General features: G+C 59.9%; 11 protein-coding genes and 4 pseudogenes. 1 reads left to right on the top strand and 14 read right to left on the bottom strand.

Going from position 1 to position 15,500, the window contains the following annotated elements; genetic code table 11:
* On the top strand, window positions 1–94 hold a 94-nt coding region (locus M8009_RS06715), incomplete at its 5' end, for a transposase domain-containing protein (protein ID WP_250059491.1).
* A 32-nt stretch (window positions 95–126) separates the two neighbouring features.
* On the opposite strand, the gene M8009_RS06710 is transcribed toward M8009_RS06715, so the two are convergent.
* The 14 genes and pseudogenes from M8009_RS06710 to M8009_RS06640 all read right to left on the bottom strand — a co-directional run bounded on the left by M8009_RS06710 (window position 127) and on the right by M8009_RS06640 (window position 15,499).
* Window positions 127–3,846: an NB-ARC domain-containing protein gene (locus M8009_RS06710; protein ID WP_250060040.1), complete on the bottom strand. Its 3,720-nt coding sequence runs from the start codon at window positions 3,844–3,846 to the stop codon at window positions 127–129.
* A 94-nt stretch (window positions 3,847–3,940) separates the two neighbouring features.
* Window positions 3,941–4,162 (bottom strand): annotated as a pseudogene (locus M8009_RS19070) (MerR family DNA-binding protein); the annotation flags it as partial.
* Between the two features lie 116 nt (window positions 4,163–4,278).
* Window positions 4,279–4,953, bottom strand: a complete 675-nt coding sequence (locus M8009_RS06695) for a hypothetical protein (protein ID WP_250060039.1) — start codon at window positions 4,951–4,953, stop codon at window positions 4,279–4,281.
* Window positions 4,954–6,354, bottom strand: a complete 1,401-nt coding sequence (locus M8009_RS06690; protein ID WP_250060038.1) for a selenium-binding family protein — start codon at window positions 6,352–6,354, stop codon at window positions 4,954–4,956.
* Between the two features lie 192 nt (window positions 6,355–6,546).
* On the bottom strand, window positions 6,547–6,981 hold the full coding sequence (locus tag M8009_RS06685; protein ID WP_250060037.1) for a YybH family protein: 435 nt from the start codon (window positions 6,979–6,981) through the stop codon (window positions 6,547–6,549).
* Between the two features lie 129 nt (window positions 6,982–7,110).
* A pseudogene (locus M8009_RS06680) lies at window positions 7,111–7,568 on the bottom strand (IS5 family transposase); the annotation flags it as partial.
* Window positions 7,569–7,797: 229 nt separating this feature from the next.
* Window positions 7,798–9,120 carry a tetratricopeptide repeat protein gene (locus tag M8009_RS06675; RefSeq protein WP_250060036.1) on the bottom strand — a complete coding sequence of 441 codons (1,323 nt, stop codon included), beginning with the start codon at window positions 9,118–9,120 and terminating at the stop codon, window positions 7,798–7,800.
* Window positions 9,121–9,318: 198 nt separating this feature from the next.
* Window positions 9,319–9,561 (bottom strand): annotated as a pseudogene (locus M8009_RS06670) (transposase); the annotation flags it as partial.
* 40 nt (window positions 9,562–9,601) lie between these two features.
* Window positions 9,602–9,988: pseudogene (locus M8009_RS06665) on the bottom strand (IS66 family transposase); the annotation flags it as partial.
* Window positions 9,989–10,064: 76 nt separating this feature from the next.
* Entirely contained in the window at window positions 10,065–10,421 is a 357-nt protein-coding gene (tnpB, locus tag M8009_RS06660) for an IS66 family insertion sequence element accessory protein TnpB (RefSeq protein ID WP_250060035.1), read from the bottom strand.
* Window positions 10,418–10,627: a hypothetical protein gene (locus M8009_RS06655; protein ID WP_250060034.1), complete on the bottom strand. Its 210-nt coding sequence runs from the start codon at window positions 10,625–10,627 to the stop codon at window positions 10,418–10,420. The genes tnpB and M8009_RS06655 overlap by 4 nt, the downstream gene beginning before the upstream one ends.
* Window positions 10,628–11,226: 599 nt before the next feature.
* A complete protein-coding gene (locus M8009_RS06650; protein ID WP_488592965.1) occupies window positions 11,227–11,964 on the bottom strand; it encodes a hypothetical protein in 738 nt (245 codons plus the stop codon).
* A gap of 902 nt (window positions 11,965–12,866) precedes the next feature.
* Window positions 12,867–13,892, bottom strand: a complete 1,026-nt coding sequence (locus M8009_RS06645) for a nuclease-related domain-containing protein (RefSeq protein ID WP_250060032.1) — start codon at window positions 13,890–13,892, stop codon at window positions 12,867–12,869.
* Between the two features lie 122 nt (window positions 13,893–14,014).
* Window positions 14,015–15,499 (bottom strand): hypothetical protein, encoded by a 1,485-nt coding sequence (locus M8009_RS06640; RefSeq protein WP_250060031.1) that lies wholly within the window; start codon window positions 15,497–15,499, stop codon window positions 14,015–14,017.
* Window position 15,500 lies beyond the last annotated feature (1 nt).

Raw genomic sequence — 15,500 nt, 5'->3', positions numbered from 1 at the left:
CGCCTACCTGAAGGACGTGCTGGAACGGTTGCCGACCCAGAAAGCCAGCCAGCTCCACGAGCTCCTTCCGCAGAACTGGCAAAAAACCGCCTGACCATGCGCCGGCGGTGATGCCCGAACGCTTACTCATGGCCTCGTTAGCCCGTCTACCGAAAACGTGTGCACACGACCTGATACCTCGGCGGCGATCGCTACCGAGCCGTCCCTCGCTATGTCGCACGAAATCACAGCGCTCGAAGTTGCGAATGTGAATAGCAGCTTCCCCTGCGCCAGTTCCCAGAGCCGCACCGTCATGTCCTCCGAGCCGGAAACCGCCAGCTGTGCGTCTTCGGTAAGCGAGCAATCGAACACAATGCCGCGGTGGCCGCGCAGAATCTTGAGGCAGACGCCAGCATCCAGATCCCACAGGCGGAGGAGCCGCCCCCATGATCCAGTAAGGGCACGTGTGCCATCTACAGTCATGTCCGCACAAGTGATAGGCATCCTATGGCCGCGTAGGAATCGGGGCTCACGGATCTTCTCTAAATCCCAAAGGTGGAGAGGGTAATCACCGCCGACGTCCGCGCTGTCGGATGTCGTCTCCTCCATGTCAGTGAACTTCGCCAGGTAGCGCGGCGCTGAGACGGCTCGACTTGCTGTTTGGGAAAATGCCAGCACGCCCACAGGGATCTCCGTTTGGTGGATCACCGTGTAGGTCATGTCGTCTCTTGTCGCGCCGAGTGCCTTTTCGAGCCGTGCTCGCAGCTTTTTCCACAGGCCGAGTAGCGGCCTACTGTGACGGAAGAAACGATCGGTTTCTGTTCCATCTATCACACTGAACGCCTCTTCGAGCTGTGCCCGCACCTTCTGCTCTATCCTTGGGTCGAGTAGCGGCTTACTGCGGCGCTCGACGCGATCGGAAGCAAGCTGTCCCTGCTCATCGAGCGGTGCGCTGGTTGCTGTGTCCCACAACTCATGACGGTCGTCGGTGGCAACAAATGCAAGACTCGGATTGTCGCATACCGCTACGGACCGTACGGGGTCACGGCGCTCCCACCCCGGCGGCTCTGTCTCCGCATGTGTGAAGTTCCAGAGTTTTACGTCATGCTCGTAGTCACCTGTCGCGACCATGCGGCTGTCGCATGCGAGCGCCAGGCACGAGAACTCGCGTGAATTCCAGATTCGGCCGATTCGCCGTCCGGTTGCCACCTCGATCGCAACGAGCTCATGGTCGTCGGGCGCGGTGAGCGCCACAGCCCCATCGTCGGTCAGGCCAACAACGCGTTCGGCATTGGTGGTTTCTAGCAGCGGCGCGGCTTCGGGTTCACTGACCGTCCACGCGCGCGCTGGATTACCGAAGAACATTCGCGAGCCGTTCGGCGTTAAAACGAGCGGCGGCGCTTGGAAGTGCAACTCGCTGTTCCCCATTCCCTCCTCGAGTCGCCCAACCGGTTGCCCATCTTGCGCGTCACGACACTCGATCACCGAAGCCGTGGCAATGGCCAAACGCGGCGAGTAGGACGCATGTGCCAAGGCAATCACTCTGTCGCCTTCGGGCTCGCGCAGCTCCACCGTCGTGTTGGTCGCCGGGTCCCACGCCAAAACGCGACCATCATCGAAACCGACAAAGACGATGCCTGCGTGGCCATCTCCGCAGATGCAGGAGACGTACGCACCGTCGAATTTGCGCAGAGCTACCGGCTCATCGGCATCGAGCGCGTAGAGGCGCACTTCGCTGCGGCTTGCCCCAGCCAGACGCCCATCTGGCGCTACGAACGCCAGCGAGGTGGCGCCGCCGGCCTCGACCGCCCCCGCAAACGTGCGCAGCAGCATTGCGGCGCTCACCGACCACACCTTCACAGTGAGGTCGTTGCTCGACCCACCACCGGACGCGATCAGGCTGCCGTCCGCCGAGAGAGCGATACTGCGGGGCGTGCCGGCGTGGCCGTCCTCCTCCCGCCCGCGGAAGACGGCGAGCATCGGCTCCCCCTCTTCCCCAAGGGACGGTGTCACAGGGCGGAGCCATGGTCCACCGCGCCAGGCCCGTGCTCCCTCGAGAAGCGGCTCAAGCGCGGGGGACGCATCTATTCGCGCAAGCAGCTGTGCTGCGAGCTGCGCTGGATCATTCGTTAAGATGTGGGCCGCGCGACGACAGCTACGGTACAAGGGGCCGATTCCGCTGTCCGTGGAATATGCTGCCAGATCCAGCAGTATGGCCGGAAAACCGCAGACCCTGGTCTTCCGCTCCAACCAACCGAAAGAAACGAGCAGCTCGCGCCATTCGTCCTCTCGTCCCGCACCGCGCAGATGGTGTCCTAAATGATCGAACAGATAGCCATCGTCCTCCACGGCAGCCCAGCCGTCGGGAGTGGGCGGTGCAAATGCAGCAAGCCAACGGGCGTGCAACGCACTCATGTCCGCTGTGCGCATGACGAGAAAATCGCGCTGCACGTCATGGAGTGTATACGCCTGGCGCTCATCCATGCGCAGCAACGAACGGTCGACCAAGTCGTCCAGCACTTGAATCGCGTCCAGCTCGTCCATCCCCTCGTGCGCCCACCACGCACGCAACATGGCGGCCGGCGCCGCGGTGTCTTCCGGAACAGCAACGAGGTCAAGGTACCTCTGTTGTCGATCCTGATCGAGATCCTCGAAGCTCACCAGCATGGCGCGGTCGAGCGTCTCATATGCGTAATCCGGCAGCTTCCTCTGGATCTTCGAGAGATCCGCCCGACGCAGGCGTTCCAACGCGTGGCCCCAGCGATCCGGTCGCCCTCGAATCGTCGCGCCGATCATAGCGAGAGCCAAGGGTAGATTGCCGCACTCTTTAGCGATCTCCGCCGCCTCGGGGGGCAGTTTGTCGCAGGATGCTTCCGTCCAATCAGCAAGCAGATTCAGGGCTTCGCCCTTCGACAGTTCGTCGACAGGAATCTCGTGCACGCCGGCAGAAGCGAACAATTGCCGTTTCCGGCCGGTCAGCAGGATGCGGACGTTCTTCCCCGCCGCGGTGTGGAGCGCCTCGGCCACTTCCACTTCCCAAACGTCGTCCAGCACAAGCAGGCAGTTCTTCTTTGCCAGCGTCTTTCCCAGCAGCAGCCTCGCTTCGGCTACGCCGGAGTAGCGGTCTACGGCGTCATCGTTAACTGCCAGGCCGACGCGGGTCAAGGTGCGAAGCGTACTGGCGTCGCGACCGACAGCGATCCAGTATATGCCATCTGCGAAGGAGCGCCGCACATCCGGAGCCTGTGCGAGCGCCGCCGCCAGCACACTCTTCCCAACGCCACCCATCCCGGTGAGTGACGTAATGCGCTGGTCAGGTTGGAGGTCGATGGGTCTATACGAGTCGATCAGAACGCGTGACCGCAGGTGGTCCAGCCGGTCAGGCCGCTCAAGGTACGGTGTCGGCAGCCGCGGGACCCCCACGAGGGGTGCAAGAGCAGGAACCGGGGTTGAGATGATGCGCCGTACCTTTTCCAGTGCCTCCATCTCGGGAATCGATGACCGCACATCCTCGCAGTGCAGCGGCCGCAGCGCCTCCGGTACCTCCTCGTAGTCGCCCAAACGGAGCAACGGAGTCACGACTACGCCCTCCCGCAAAGCGTGGCGCCACTCCACCTCGATGTAGGGCGAGTGTCTCACTCGCGGCCCGACAATCAGCAGCACGCGCTCGGCAGCGGCGATGGCATCCCTTATTTCTCGGAGGAAGGAGCGCCCGCGGCTCTCCATCGCCTCGCGGTCCCACCACACACGGAACCCGTGCTTCTCCAAGTCAAGCCACAGCCGCTTCGCGAAAGCCTCATCGTCATCGCGAGCGTAGGAGATGAATAAACCGGGGCGGTCGGAAGGCACATTAGGAGACGACGACATGACGACTCCTCCGCGGGCATGGGGTCGGCCTACACAGCAGTAAGGTGCTAGGTTTTGCGGGGGAGAAAAGGATATCCACTTTCATGATCCTGCATTAGCGTAGACTTAGCTGCTCCAGCTGGCCAGAAGCGGTCTTTGAGTGAGCGCTGATATAATGCCAGTGGTAACGGGCGATGGCGTCGATGTCGGCGCAGGAGCGGTCTCCGTCCGAGGCGAAGGCGATGAGTTCGCGAATCGGGTCGACAGAGAAGCCGAATTCCCTTGCGTGGCGAATGAAGTGTAGTCGCTGGCGATCGGCTGGGGCGTAGCAGCGCTGGCGCCGGGGATTCTTACTCTAACGCCGAACCGGGCAGTTCCAGTCCGTCACCTGTTATTGCGGATCTGAAGCCACTGGTTGGACGGAGCAGACCCGAGATCGTGTCCGCGCCTGCGTCAGTGCCCGTTGACGGCCAGATACAGCCCCGAGAGACCGACAAGGATCAGGGTCAACGCCCAGACCACATCGAGGTTGAACCATGTGCGCTTCAGAAACCTGAGCCCGAGGTAGTAATAGGTCCCTGCGGCGATCACGCCGCCGGCCACCGTCATGGCAGCGGTATGCGCCAGCGCCACGATGAACGCCGAGCCGATGTTGCGCCCCATCAGTTCGCGCGCGGCCGCGTGGCCGGCCTCGCCCGGCTCAGTTCCGGAAATGCCCAGGTAGATCGGCAGCAGCATCAAGCCGGCACCGTGCGCCATCGCGGCGAGAAACGACCAGAGCACCAGTCGCGAGGGATGCACCCGGGCAAGAATCCTCGGATGCCGGCGATTGATCAGCAAGTAGGCACCTGCGGCGATCACCAGTGCTGCGGCGCCGACGCGGATTTCGGTCTGCCAGTCGAGCAATACGGTCATCATGGAGAAAGGCAGCAGGATCGCCAGCATCGCCAAAAAGTGGCCGGCCGCCAGCGCCCCGAGCGCATTGACCATGGCCTGGCCCCGCCCGTCCATCAAGCCGGACGATACGGCAAGCGGCCACCCCATCCCGGGATTGACGCCGTGATAGAACCCGGAAAGCAGGACGGCCCCCCAAAGGACCGTCACCGTACCCGCGTCGTCGAGCCCCATTTAGAGGTTGGGATAGCAGAAACTGTCGGTCGAGCAATCGCCGCCCTCAAGCCGGATCTGGTGGGCGCGATAGCCCTTGGGGAAATCGACGTAGAAATCGGGATCGAGCGTCAGACCGCCATTGTCACCGACACGGGCCATGACCATCTGGCCGCCCTCCTGCCCGGGGTAGAACTGGTTGTCCCATGAGGAATAGAGCGAGTTGGTCCAGTAGACCCGTTTGCCGTCGCGGCTGATCTCGACCATCTGCGGGCCAAAGGCGAAGGCTCCGCCGCCTGGATGGGGCGTGCCTCGGGCGATGCCGCCCAGTTCCACCTTTCCGGTCAGGACCGGGTTCATGGGGTCCGACACGTCATACTGGTGCATCTCGCCCAGGCCCCAACAGGCCACGTACAGGTACTTGTCGTCGAGACTGAGATCGATATCGGTGACCAGCGGTGGCACCGCCTCGAATCCCTGCAGGAGCGGCGGCAGGTTTTCCGCCGCCTCGGGGCGCGGATCGATGGTGATGGTCTTTTTGGACTGCCAGGTGCCATCGTCACCGCGCCACCAGGTGAAGATCGCGCCTTGCAGATTAGTGGTGTCCACGACAATGCCGCAAAAACCGTAGGATTTCTTCGGGTCGTGCGCGGGCCGGATCTCCAGCGCCATCTGGTAGTTCTCGCCGAAATCCATCGTCTGGATATTCTTGCGCCGGCGCAGATCCCAGAAGTGGATTGAATGGCCGTACTGGTTCGCCAGAAGGTCCTCGGCGACGATGCCATTCTCGAACTGCGGCGGCAGCCCCCATTCGGAACTGACCATGTAGTCCTGCGGCAGGTTCCACCAGAAATCGTAATGCTTGTCCTGCTTGCCCCGGTCCATCTCGTAACGGCCGAGGATCTCGAAGGTCTCGCAATCCATGATGAAGACGCCGGGCGGCCCGTCCGTGCCGTCCGCACCGCCGCCACCGAGTGTCGAGATATAGATGCCCTCGGGCCCGCAATGGACGGTGTGGGGGCGCGAATAACCGGTCTTCTCGAAAACCTCTTCGGGCTCGATGATCTTGTGGATATTCGCGTCAAGCGGGTCTTTCACGTCGATCACGTAGATGCGCGAGGACCGGATCCCCGGCACGATCAGGTAGCGACGCTCGAGGAAGGCATGGCCGGACATCGGCGACAGCGACGAGGAACAGGCGTTCCAGCCAAAATGATGGAACTCGTCACCTGTATAGGGCATGGCCAGGGTGTTCACGATGGTGCCATAGCGGTCGGAGTCCGGATTCAGATCGACCACGGCGAGCGCGTCCGGTTGCGCGCCGTCCGGGCTGAGCATCACGGTGAAGCCATAGTTCTCCACGGGCGCCTGCATGGCCAGCTGCGCCGTGGCGTGGAATGTCGGGTCGGGTCGTAAAGTCATGGTGACCTCCCTTGGAAAGGACAGGAAATCCACCTGCGTCGTTCACAACACCACCGCAGTCACTGGGCGGCCACGCGCCTATCGGCCCTGCCCTCGAGCAGCGCCGGAAAACGGCCACGCTTGCTGGCGGCCCCGCCATACCAGCGAGTCTAGGACACTCCGACCACCTTCGCCGGTTTGCTGCTTGCCTGCTCACGATTGCCCGGTTTGCAATCGGCTTAGAACTTCGAGCATCGCTGGAGAAGTATCCGTGTGATGATGAATCAGTTTCCACGTTCCGGCTTCTCGCTGATAGAGGTTCGTAACGCGATGATCGATGCTGGCCTGATGCCCACCCATTGTAAGCTCTCCCTGCTCGACACCTACTTCATAGGCAACATCCCCAGCAACCTGGATCAGTTGATCGTGCAACGCAATATTTCCGCCTGAAGCGAGTTGAGACACTTTGTCAAACGATTCCCTGATCGCATCCCAACCAACGTGCCGACCGCCAACCGGATGCATGGCCGTCACCTCCGCGCTATGAGACCATATATCCGCCAAAGAACTGGCATCTCCGTTCGCCATGCGATTCAATGCCACGTAGAAATCTTCTGATGCTTTACGAACCTCGTCTTTCGCGCTCATGTTGACTTTCCTTGTTGCAGAACAAGCTAATGTTGTATTTGGCAGTACATTAATATTATCTTCGATTCTATCGTTATGCTTCGCACCCTATATGCCAACGAGAGAGTCAGGGGCATCCTTTCCTTTTCACAAGCTCTTCCACGTTCCAGTATAGCCGCATCGCCGTATACCAGCTCGTCGTCCTCCCAGCCCAGTGCGCCGGCCATGGTGACCTCGGCCACATTGGCCGAGGTCGTAGCGACACTGTGGATCAGGCCGGTGACCGCATCGACGCCGATCTAGGCCTTCATGCTGAAGTAAAACTGCTTGCCCTTCCTGGTTTGCTTAATCTCCGAATCGCGTTGCTTGGCCTTGTTCTTGGTTAAAGGTCCGGCCGCCACGATGGTGGCGTCGACGATGGTGCCCTCGCGCATGAACTGGCCCTGCTCGGCCGGGGTAGCGTTAATCTCCTCGAAGATCCGTTGGGTTAGGACATGCTTTTCCAGCAGGTGGCTGACACGCAGCAGCGTGGTGGCATCCGGCACGCTCTCGACGGCCAGATCGATACCGACGAAGTTGCGCATCGTCTGGCTGTTGTAGATGGTATCTAGCTACCAGCAGGCCTTTGCATCAGGGCGAGCATCCACAGAGCCACGCTCGAGTTCATGTCGCTGATGTCCTCAATGAGGCCTTGCCTGCCGTGGCCATCAGCACCTCGATTAGTGATGCCATCTGCATATTCTCTCAGAACTATCGAGCCGAGATGGCCGAGCTTTGCAGACGCGAATGCAAGACTCGGCTCGACTCAGGGAAACAGGGAATGCCTGCGGTGCAGGCCTATCCGGACACGAGGGAATTGCGCCAGTGCGTATCGCGCGGCGACGGCCGACGGTGCAATCGCTTGTCGAGCAGGGCCCGTGCCTTGTCCGCCTCGCCGCTGCGCATCAGCGACACGAGCAGGGTATCTTCGACGATCTCCCGCTGGGCGCCGCTGCCGCCAATCCGCACGACCTCGCTTGCCATGTGTTCCAGCAGGCGCGCGCAGCCGGCGTAGTCCTCCTCAGCGAAGGCCCGGGCGGCTCGGCAGATCGCAGGTACCACAGGCCCAGCGGCGAGTGATCCGGCCTCGACCAGATCGGTCAGCGCCGCCACACGGCTCTCCAGCGCTCTAAAGTCGCCGGTCGCCGCTGCGATAAGTGCCATATGGAAATCGGCGAAGGGGAAGCCGGCCTGACGGAAGTAATTGGACGCATACGACGCCGCCTCATCCCATAGTCCCGCCGGGACGGCATGGTCATAGGCCTGGAGACGCCACAGGAACGACGAGGTGTCACTGACCACGTTGATCGGCACCCCCGTCGAGGCGGAAGGCGCGACATGCTCCCCGTAGATAGTCAACGCCCGCTCTGCATCGCCTTTCTCCAGCGCAACCAGCGCACCGTGCCAGGCGATATGGCCATGCAGAATTCCGCTTCGGTCGTATCCCGGCAACCAGTCGGTGATATGCGCCTCGGCCTCATCGCTGGCTCCGGACTCATGGAGCACATGGGCGAAGGCATGGGCAGCATTTACATTGTTTCGACGTACCTCCAGGCCACGCTGCGTCAGCTCCCGGCCGAGCGTCACGTTGCCATTCTCGCCATGGGCCCAGCCCCGGTAGGTCAGGAACCACCAGTCATCGGCCTCGAAGTGTCGAGCGTGACGCTCGCAGAGATCCACCCGTGCCTGGTCATGATCCGCCATGCCGGAAAACGCAAAGAGACCAAAGGCTCCAAGGGGCAGCGACAAGATCAAAATGTCCCGTGGCCAGCGGTCGGCGTGCGCAAGCGCGCCGTCGAGTGCCATGGCGGCCTGGCCGTTGATCGCGAGAGACAGGACGCCAACATGACTCCGCTCCCGCTCGGTCCCATGCCGGGCGACGAGTTCCTCGGCGGTAGCGATTCTAGAAAGCGCCTCCGCAGATTCGGCTTGAATGGCATGAAGGCGTGCGCGCGCCGCATACGCCAAGGCAAAGGACGGATCAGCGGTGATCGCCTCCTCCAATGTTTGTGATGCCCCCGGCCAGAGCGAGAGGAGGAGATCGAGGCCCGTCTGGTACTGTTCGGCCGCGAAATCGGAGCTTGTCGAGAGAGGCAAACCATAGCGGTCATGACAAGGCATAGCGCGGCTACTCCATCGATTATCATGTATTTTAGCGCAAGAAGGCGATTTGCTGTTCATCTAGGGAGCCGCTGTACAATTCAGCACGGGTGCCTCAAGCGATCAGCGAGGCTCAAGCACCGTGTCAGCGATCACTTGCTGACCACCTCAGGTGGCATTTTTGCCTGTTAGCCGGATTATCCGGCCGCCAGGCCAGATTCAAGACACACTGCCCCCGTCAGCACGGCCCTGGCACCGTCCTGCCAGCACCAGATTGCCGAGAGCCAAAAGGGTGAACAGGTGAGCCTGGTTCTTGGCCAACCCCTTGTAGCACACCTTCCGGTAGCCTAAGAGATTCTTGAGGACATGAAACGGGTGCTCAGCCGTGGCGCGGGTACTGACCTTTTCCTTCTCAATCGCCAGCAGTAGCGTTTTCATCGGGCTGTCGTCCATCTCCTTGATCGCGTAAGCGCTCCACCAACCCCATCTGTTCCGGCCTGACTCAGACCGGTCGAGTCTCTTTCCAGCGCCAGGGGAGCAGCGTGTCGAGATCATCATCCTCGCCGAGTGTCGGCAGGGTCTCGAACACGAATTGCAGGTAGTCGTAGGGTGACAGGCCGTTGGCCTTCGCCGTCTCGACCAGGCTGTAGATCGCCGCACTGGCCTGCGCGCCGCTCGGTGTTTGGCTAAATAGCCAGTTTTTTCGACCCACCACGAAGGGACGAATGGCATTTTCTACTGCGTTGTTGTCCAGCGGGATCAGCCCATCATCGAGGAAGCGGGTCAGCCGCTGCCACTGGCCATCCAGGTAGTGCAGTGCCTTGCCCAGCGCGCTCTTTGGCAGCACCTGCGTCAGCGACTTGTCGAGCCAGGTGCGCAGCTGGGAGACGCTGGCAAAGGAAGGTGAGGCCGACGAAGTCATGCCGATATTTTACCAAGCAGTGCCACCGCAGGCAGCAAAAACATCAACCAACTGCCTGAAAATCCAAGGCCTTATGGGGCTGCATGGCGCTGAGGTCATAGCCATCAAGAAGCCAATTCAGCTCCTGGCCCGACAGCGAGACCGTGTCGCCTTCCAGGCGGTCAGGCCACTTGAAGCGCTCGCGCTCCAGGCGCTTATACCAGACCACGAAGCCGTTACGTTCCCAGAACAGCTGCTTCATATTGTCGCGCTGGCGGTTGCCGAACACGAACACTGCCTCCTCGAAGGGATTGAGCTCCATGGCCTCCTGAACGAGCAGGGCCAGCCCGTCGATCTGCTTGCGCATATCGACGGGCTCGCGGCAGAGGTAGACCCGCAATCCGGTGTCCGGCCGAATCATCGGGCCACCTCCACGGCGACGAAGCGCTGCGGCCGATGGCGAGGTGGCACAGGCACATCCTGCACGACCAGGCGCTGCTCCCACGCCAGCAGTGACGACAGCTCCAGCCCTTGCTCGTCTGCGTACTCGCTCAGCGATAGTTGCCGAGAGGAGGCATGGAACAGATGGCCCAGCCAGAAGGCCTGTGTCGAGGTGAGGTCGGTCATGGTGTCCTCCTTGGAATCGGGTGACACCAGTCTGACGGACACTATTCAGCTGCAGAAGATGGGGTTTGTGGAGCGCTTACAGCTGCGTAGGCTATGCAGAAACCAGGGGGTCATTACAGGTGCTTTCTTCCCATGTGCAAAATATTCGATCAGAAAGTTACGCAATCGTCTTGCTGTATCTGATTGCTTGAGTTGAGGGTATGAGTCTTGAATTATTTGAGGCAAAATATCCGATTGCAGAGGCACTCCATCAGCATAAGAAGCGCCAGCTCCAAAGATGAAGACGGTTAAAGGCTTGTCGTTTTGGATTGGTAATGCTTCCATTCGGCAATGCACATCCTCAGCTAACGTTGGCGGTGATTGCAGCGTCCAGAAGCGGCCATTGAAGTTTTTCTGATGTATAACGCCCAAGCTCACTGGCGGGGATAGAGCGCAGCGGAGTCCCCGTCCAGTGGAGCGCTTTATTAGCCCTCACCCTGCCTGCGGCTGCGAGATGTCATAACGTAACTTGTCGGGTAGGAGCGTTCCCTGATATCCAGCACAGCAAAAACCGATATCCTTTCAAAATCGTTGGTTACGGACATGTTACTGAGAATGCATTAGGTGGCGTCGATCGTTTCGTTCCCACAAACTCCATCAAACCGAAATCGCACTTCTTTGTAGCTGTCAGCGATATATACCAGCAGCGCCCAGATAAATATAATAACACCTGCCATCTCAAGACTTTCCTCCACAGTTGCTATCATGCTGTAAGTAAAATTACGTTGGCCGTGCATTTCAGCGAAGTGTCCCCCGATAAGCTCGACACCGATGCTCCCCCCGATGTAGAGGGTCGCAGCCATCAAGAAAGTGAGTCTCGTTTTCGCAGGAAGACGCAACCAGAACCCCAGGAAGAACAACGCGAGAACGAGTACAAGTGCGATGCCAGGAATGACCCAAGCGTAATAGAAGATGCCGAGATTGTCATCACCCAACAGCTGGCTTACCGGCTTAATCAATCTCTCATGAAATGACCATGCCTCATCAACTGCCATGAACAAGAATCCGCATGAAAGGATTGCCCAATGCGACACGGGAGAACCGGTTTTCTTCCTTTTAAGCACGGTAATGACCGCAAGAAGTAGAGCTGCGAAAAGCAATAGAAACGTAGAGAAACCGGTCGGGATATTCTTCTCATCGTCGACGTAAAAGAGCCGAACAACCCCATTAACATGGTTATTCCCAGTCAGATATGTCGTCAACTGCCCTCCGATGCTGGCCAGAGCCAGAAGACAAGCCACTGCTCCTAATACGCGAGCAATTGTAGACGGATTCAGTGATATTTGATTGATTACCATATCAAATGGATCGCTACTCCGTTGTTGTCAGGGCTACAGGTATTAGGCGGCATGCTCGAAATTTCACTTGAACGCGCCTTTATCGTATTAAATAATGTTATGCTTCGCGTTTAGCCACCTCTCATCCTATTGAAATCCTTAAGTATTAAGTATAGCTCGGCAGTATAACTGCCAATCATCGTGCATGCTGCATATGCCCAATGAACGTACTCGCTAGCTTTTCCAGCATGTCAATTCCGGCACAAAACCTATTTATCAGCATAGACTAACATTCCTATAGCCTCTCCATCCGCGCCTCCTCTTCCGGGCAGGGTGCAATCAATATCATTTCCGAACGAACATTGCTTTCCTGGTAGACATACAGGCGATCCTGCGCTAAGGCGCCAGCCGGAATCAGAAGGCTGCCTGCCAACAACATGATGAAGGTTCGCAAGATCAATACTCTCGTCAATTTTTTTTGACCCAAGATTATAGGTAACGTTCAACGGCAAGATTCCGAATCCTGTTAGCACCGCCTAGTATTAAAGAAAAATACGCTGGTGCCGCTACCACCATGGCATGGCGAACAGGCTTCCGGCATCATTTCCATTAGGAAACATCTCTGACAACGCGCTCATACCATTCGCTTATAACTACAATCAGGAATTACAATCAAATCACAATCAGAGACAGACCCTAATTTCCCGCTCCCACACCGATGCGCATACTTGTAACATTCTCTGGCACGTCGGCTTTGGGTCGATACCGGCCGGCCAGGTACCAACGATCCCGCGCAATAGCCGGCATGGATTTTCGACATATTTATACCATTATGCCTCCTTCCTTCGCGCTGCAAGCAGTGCTCCCACAAGGGCCCTTTTCGGTGCGGAGTGTGTTTTGATGCTTCAGGTCGTTTCCAGCCATCACACCTCACCTTCCGCCTGTCGGTAGACTAGATATTGATGACCACATTTTCGACAAGTCGCCGTGTAATCCGGGCCGCCCTTGGATACCTTGACGCTCTTCCAACCACAGGCGGGGCATGGCTGCTTCATCGAAGTATTGGCGCTGCAGCTGCCACACTTCACGTAGTAGCCGTACTGACCATACATGCCAGTCAGGTTATTGTCCTCTCCACAATTCTTGCAGGCCATCAAGCTGTTTAGCGAGGGCTTGATTGGGGCAGATGGCGCTTTGCTGTCTGCCTCTGAAGTGGCCATGTAGCTTGGACTCGGGGAGTCGCTGACCGAATCAGCGCTCAGGGACGAGGGCTGCTGAGCCTCGATTTCCAGCTCGGGGTTATTCGAGCTCCCCTGCAGATTCATCGTGTGATCGACCAGATAATTGCCAAGGTTCTCCAGCTCTTTCATGGTAAAGCGTGGTTTGGCCTTGAGGTACTCCGTAACGACGTTACCCACAATCTCCCGAATTTTCTTGGCCACAAACTCCGTCTTTACGACCTTGCGAGCAACATCTTTCGGCATCTTGTTGCGATGCAAGATCGCGGTGCTAGAGACGGCACAGAGGACCTGCCAATCGCGGCCACCTACTTTCGCTTGGATACCTAACATCTTGCCGAGAAGATACTCTACATTGGCCCTGATCAACCTATGCAAGAGTTGCTTCTGCAACTCCGCCTGGCGAATCGGTGACGGTATGCCCGTCCAGGTGCCCTTGTAGCTGCGCGACCACTCCCCCTCGGCATTGACCGTCACCTCACCGACGATGCTTTTCGATTCGATGATGATGAAGCCGTAGGGATGGATCACCAGGTGGTCGATCTGGGCGCGCTCGCCGCCGTGCTCGATGACCAGGTCGTGGATGATGCGAACCTGCTCGCTGTCCCCGAATTCCCGGCGCAGGTGGAAAGCAACGTCCTGCTCCTGCTTGTGGCCATAGAAGCCCCGCTCATCGCCCCCGGAATAGGCTTCCTTTTCCTTAAGTATCATTGTGACGTTCCCTGCTTGCGGCCAGTCTACCGGCATCGCCCTGTCAAACAGCCTGCCACTAAATAAGCTGAACAACCAGTGACCTTAAGGGTGATCTTGACCTGAGCCCGAAGCGCCACGGGTCAGGCATCCCGCGACGCCTCATGCCCCGGCCCCTCCTCGTGGACCAGCTCCACGTCGACGATCCGCGAGCGGCTCATGACGATCTTCCAGCGCTGCAGCATTGGCGCGCCATCGCCCTCCACCTCGCGGATCACCAGGTTGATCAGGTGGCGCTTCTCCACCGGCTCGCGGACCACCTGCCCCTTCTCCTCGAGCCGGTAGACATGATGGCTGCCCTTGTCCATCAGTCGCGCCAGCGGCGAGAGGTCCAGGGTCAGGGTCTCGCGGGTGCGGTCATAGCCGCTGAGGAAGCGGGTCGGCGACATGCGCGAGTTGGAGCGGTAGTGCAGCACCACCTCCTCGCGCTGGGCCAGGTTGCGCTTGCGCACCCGGCGGATCTCCTCGTCGAGCCGGGCGTAGCGCTGGTAGTCGAACCACTCGAGCTGGCGGCCCAGTACGGCATTGCTGGTGGGGTCGAGGTAGCGGCGCCGCCACTTGGGACGACCGCGTCGCAGCCAGCGCCATAGGGTGATGCGCAGGTCGTCCTTGAACACCTCACGCAGCGCATAGATCACCGCCAGGGTCAGCACGAAGAGCGCGGTGATGTCGCCCAGGGCTGCCCGGGCCTGCAGCAGGCCCAGGGAGACGAAGACCATCACCACCGCCGTGGCGAAGGCCTTCACCGCCTTCTGCTCGCCGCCGCCGAGTTCCTGGCTGCGCTGCTTGAGGGTCACGGGATACTCGATCAGCCGCCGCAGCAGGCGCATCTTGTTGGACATCCGGGTCGGGTCACGGGTGACCCGCTCGGAGTTGTACTCCCGGGCGCGGCGATGCTCGATCTCGACGCGGCATATCGCCAGCAGGCGCTCGCGGATCGCCCGGTAACCGTTGCCCCGCGGCAGCTGGGCGATCAGCGCCAGCAGGCTCTGCTCGGTGAACCAGGAGAGATAGTTGTCGATGTTGGCGTAGTAGCGATGCAGACTCTCGTCGTCCGGCTCCTGGCGGCGCAGCCGCCCCAGGATGCCCCGGGCCAGGTCGGCGGTCTCCTCGAGCCGGGTGCGCAACTGGTCGGCCTGCTCGTCATCCTGCGCCATGGCGCTCTGGGCGGGCGCCGGGTCCTTCTTGGCACTGTCGTCGCCGCGCTTCTCCGCCTTCCGCACACGACGCGAGAGCTCCAGCAGCGCCTGGGTGGAGCGCTCCAGGGCCACCACGTACTGGTAGGCGTAGAGGCTCAGCCCCAGGCGGTACTGGCCGGCGTCGAGGCGCTTGCCCGCCAGGCGGCTCATCACCAGCGGCAGCCGGTGACGGTCGCTGTAGTAGGTGCGCTTGACATGGATGCCGCCGTGGTAGAACGCCTCCTCCGAGAGTACGTGGGGGTTCAGGCCCAGCTCGGCGGGCACGAAGAGGAACACATCCAGCCGGTGGGAGGTCTCCTCGCGGAGCACGCGAGAGACCTTGAGGTGCAGGCTGTCCCGGCGCTCGACCGTGATCGGGTGGCTCGCCATG

This window comes from Halomonas gemina, from assembly GCF_023554995.1.
GTDB lineage: Bacteria > Pseudomonadota > Gammaproteobacteria > Pseudomonadales > Halomonadaceae > Halomonas > Halomonas gemina.
Note: the sequence above shows the minus strand (reverse complement) of the source record. Positions and strands in the feature narration are given on the sequence as shown.

Coding starts and splice junctions, on each gene's coding strand:
- M8009_RS06640 (WP_250060031.1), bottom strand. CDS start 15,499: ATGGCGAGCCACCCGATCACGGTCGAGCGCCGGGACAGCCTGCACCTC.
- M8009_RS06650 (WP_488592965.1), bottom strand. CDS start 11,964: ATGGTAATCAATCAAATATCACTGAATCCGTCTACAATTGCTCGCGTA.
- tnpB (WP_250060035.1), bottom strand. CDS start 10,421: ATGATTCGGCCGGACACCGGATTGCGGGTCTACCTCTGCCGCGAGCCC.
- M8009_RS06675 (WP_250060036.1), bottom strand. CDS start 9,120: ATGCCTTGTCATGACCGCTATGGTTTGCCTCTCTCGACAAGCTCCGAT.
- M8009_RS06690 (WP_250060038.1), bottom strand. CDS start 6,354: ATGACTTTACGACCCGACCCGACATTCCACGCCACGGCGCAGCTGGCC.
- M8009_RS06645 (WP_250060032.1), bottom strand. CDS start 13,892: ATGATACTTAAGGAAAAGGAAGCCTATTCCGGGGGCGATGAGCGGGGC.
- M8009_RS06655 (WP_250060034.1), bottom strand. CDS start 10,627: ATGACCGACCTCACCTCGACACAGGCCTTCTGGCTGGGCCATCTGTTC.
- M8009_RS06710 (WP_250060040.1), bottom strand. CDS start 3,846: ATGTCGTCGTCTCCTAATGTGCCTTCCGACCGCCCCGGTTTATTCATC.
- M8009_RS06695 (WP_250060039.1), bottom strand. CDS start 4,953: ATGGGGCTCGACGACGCGGGTACGGTGACGGTCCTTTGGGGGGCCGTC.
- M8009_RS06685 (WP_250060037.1), bottom strand. CDS start 6,981: ATGAGCGCGAAAGACGAGGTTCGTAAAGCATCAGAAGATTTCTACGTG.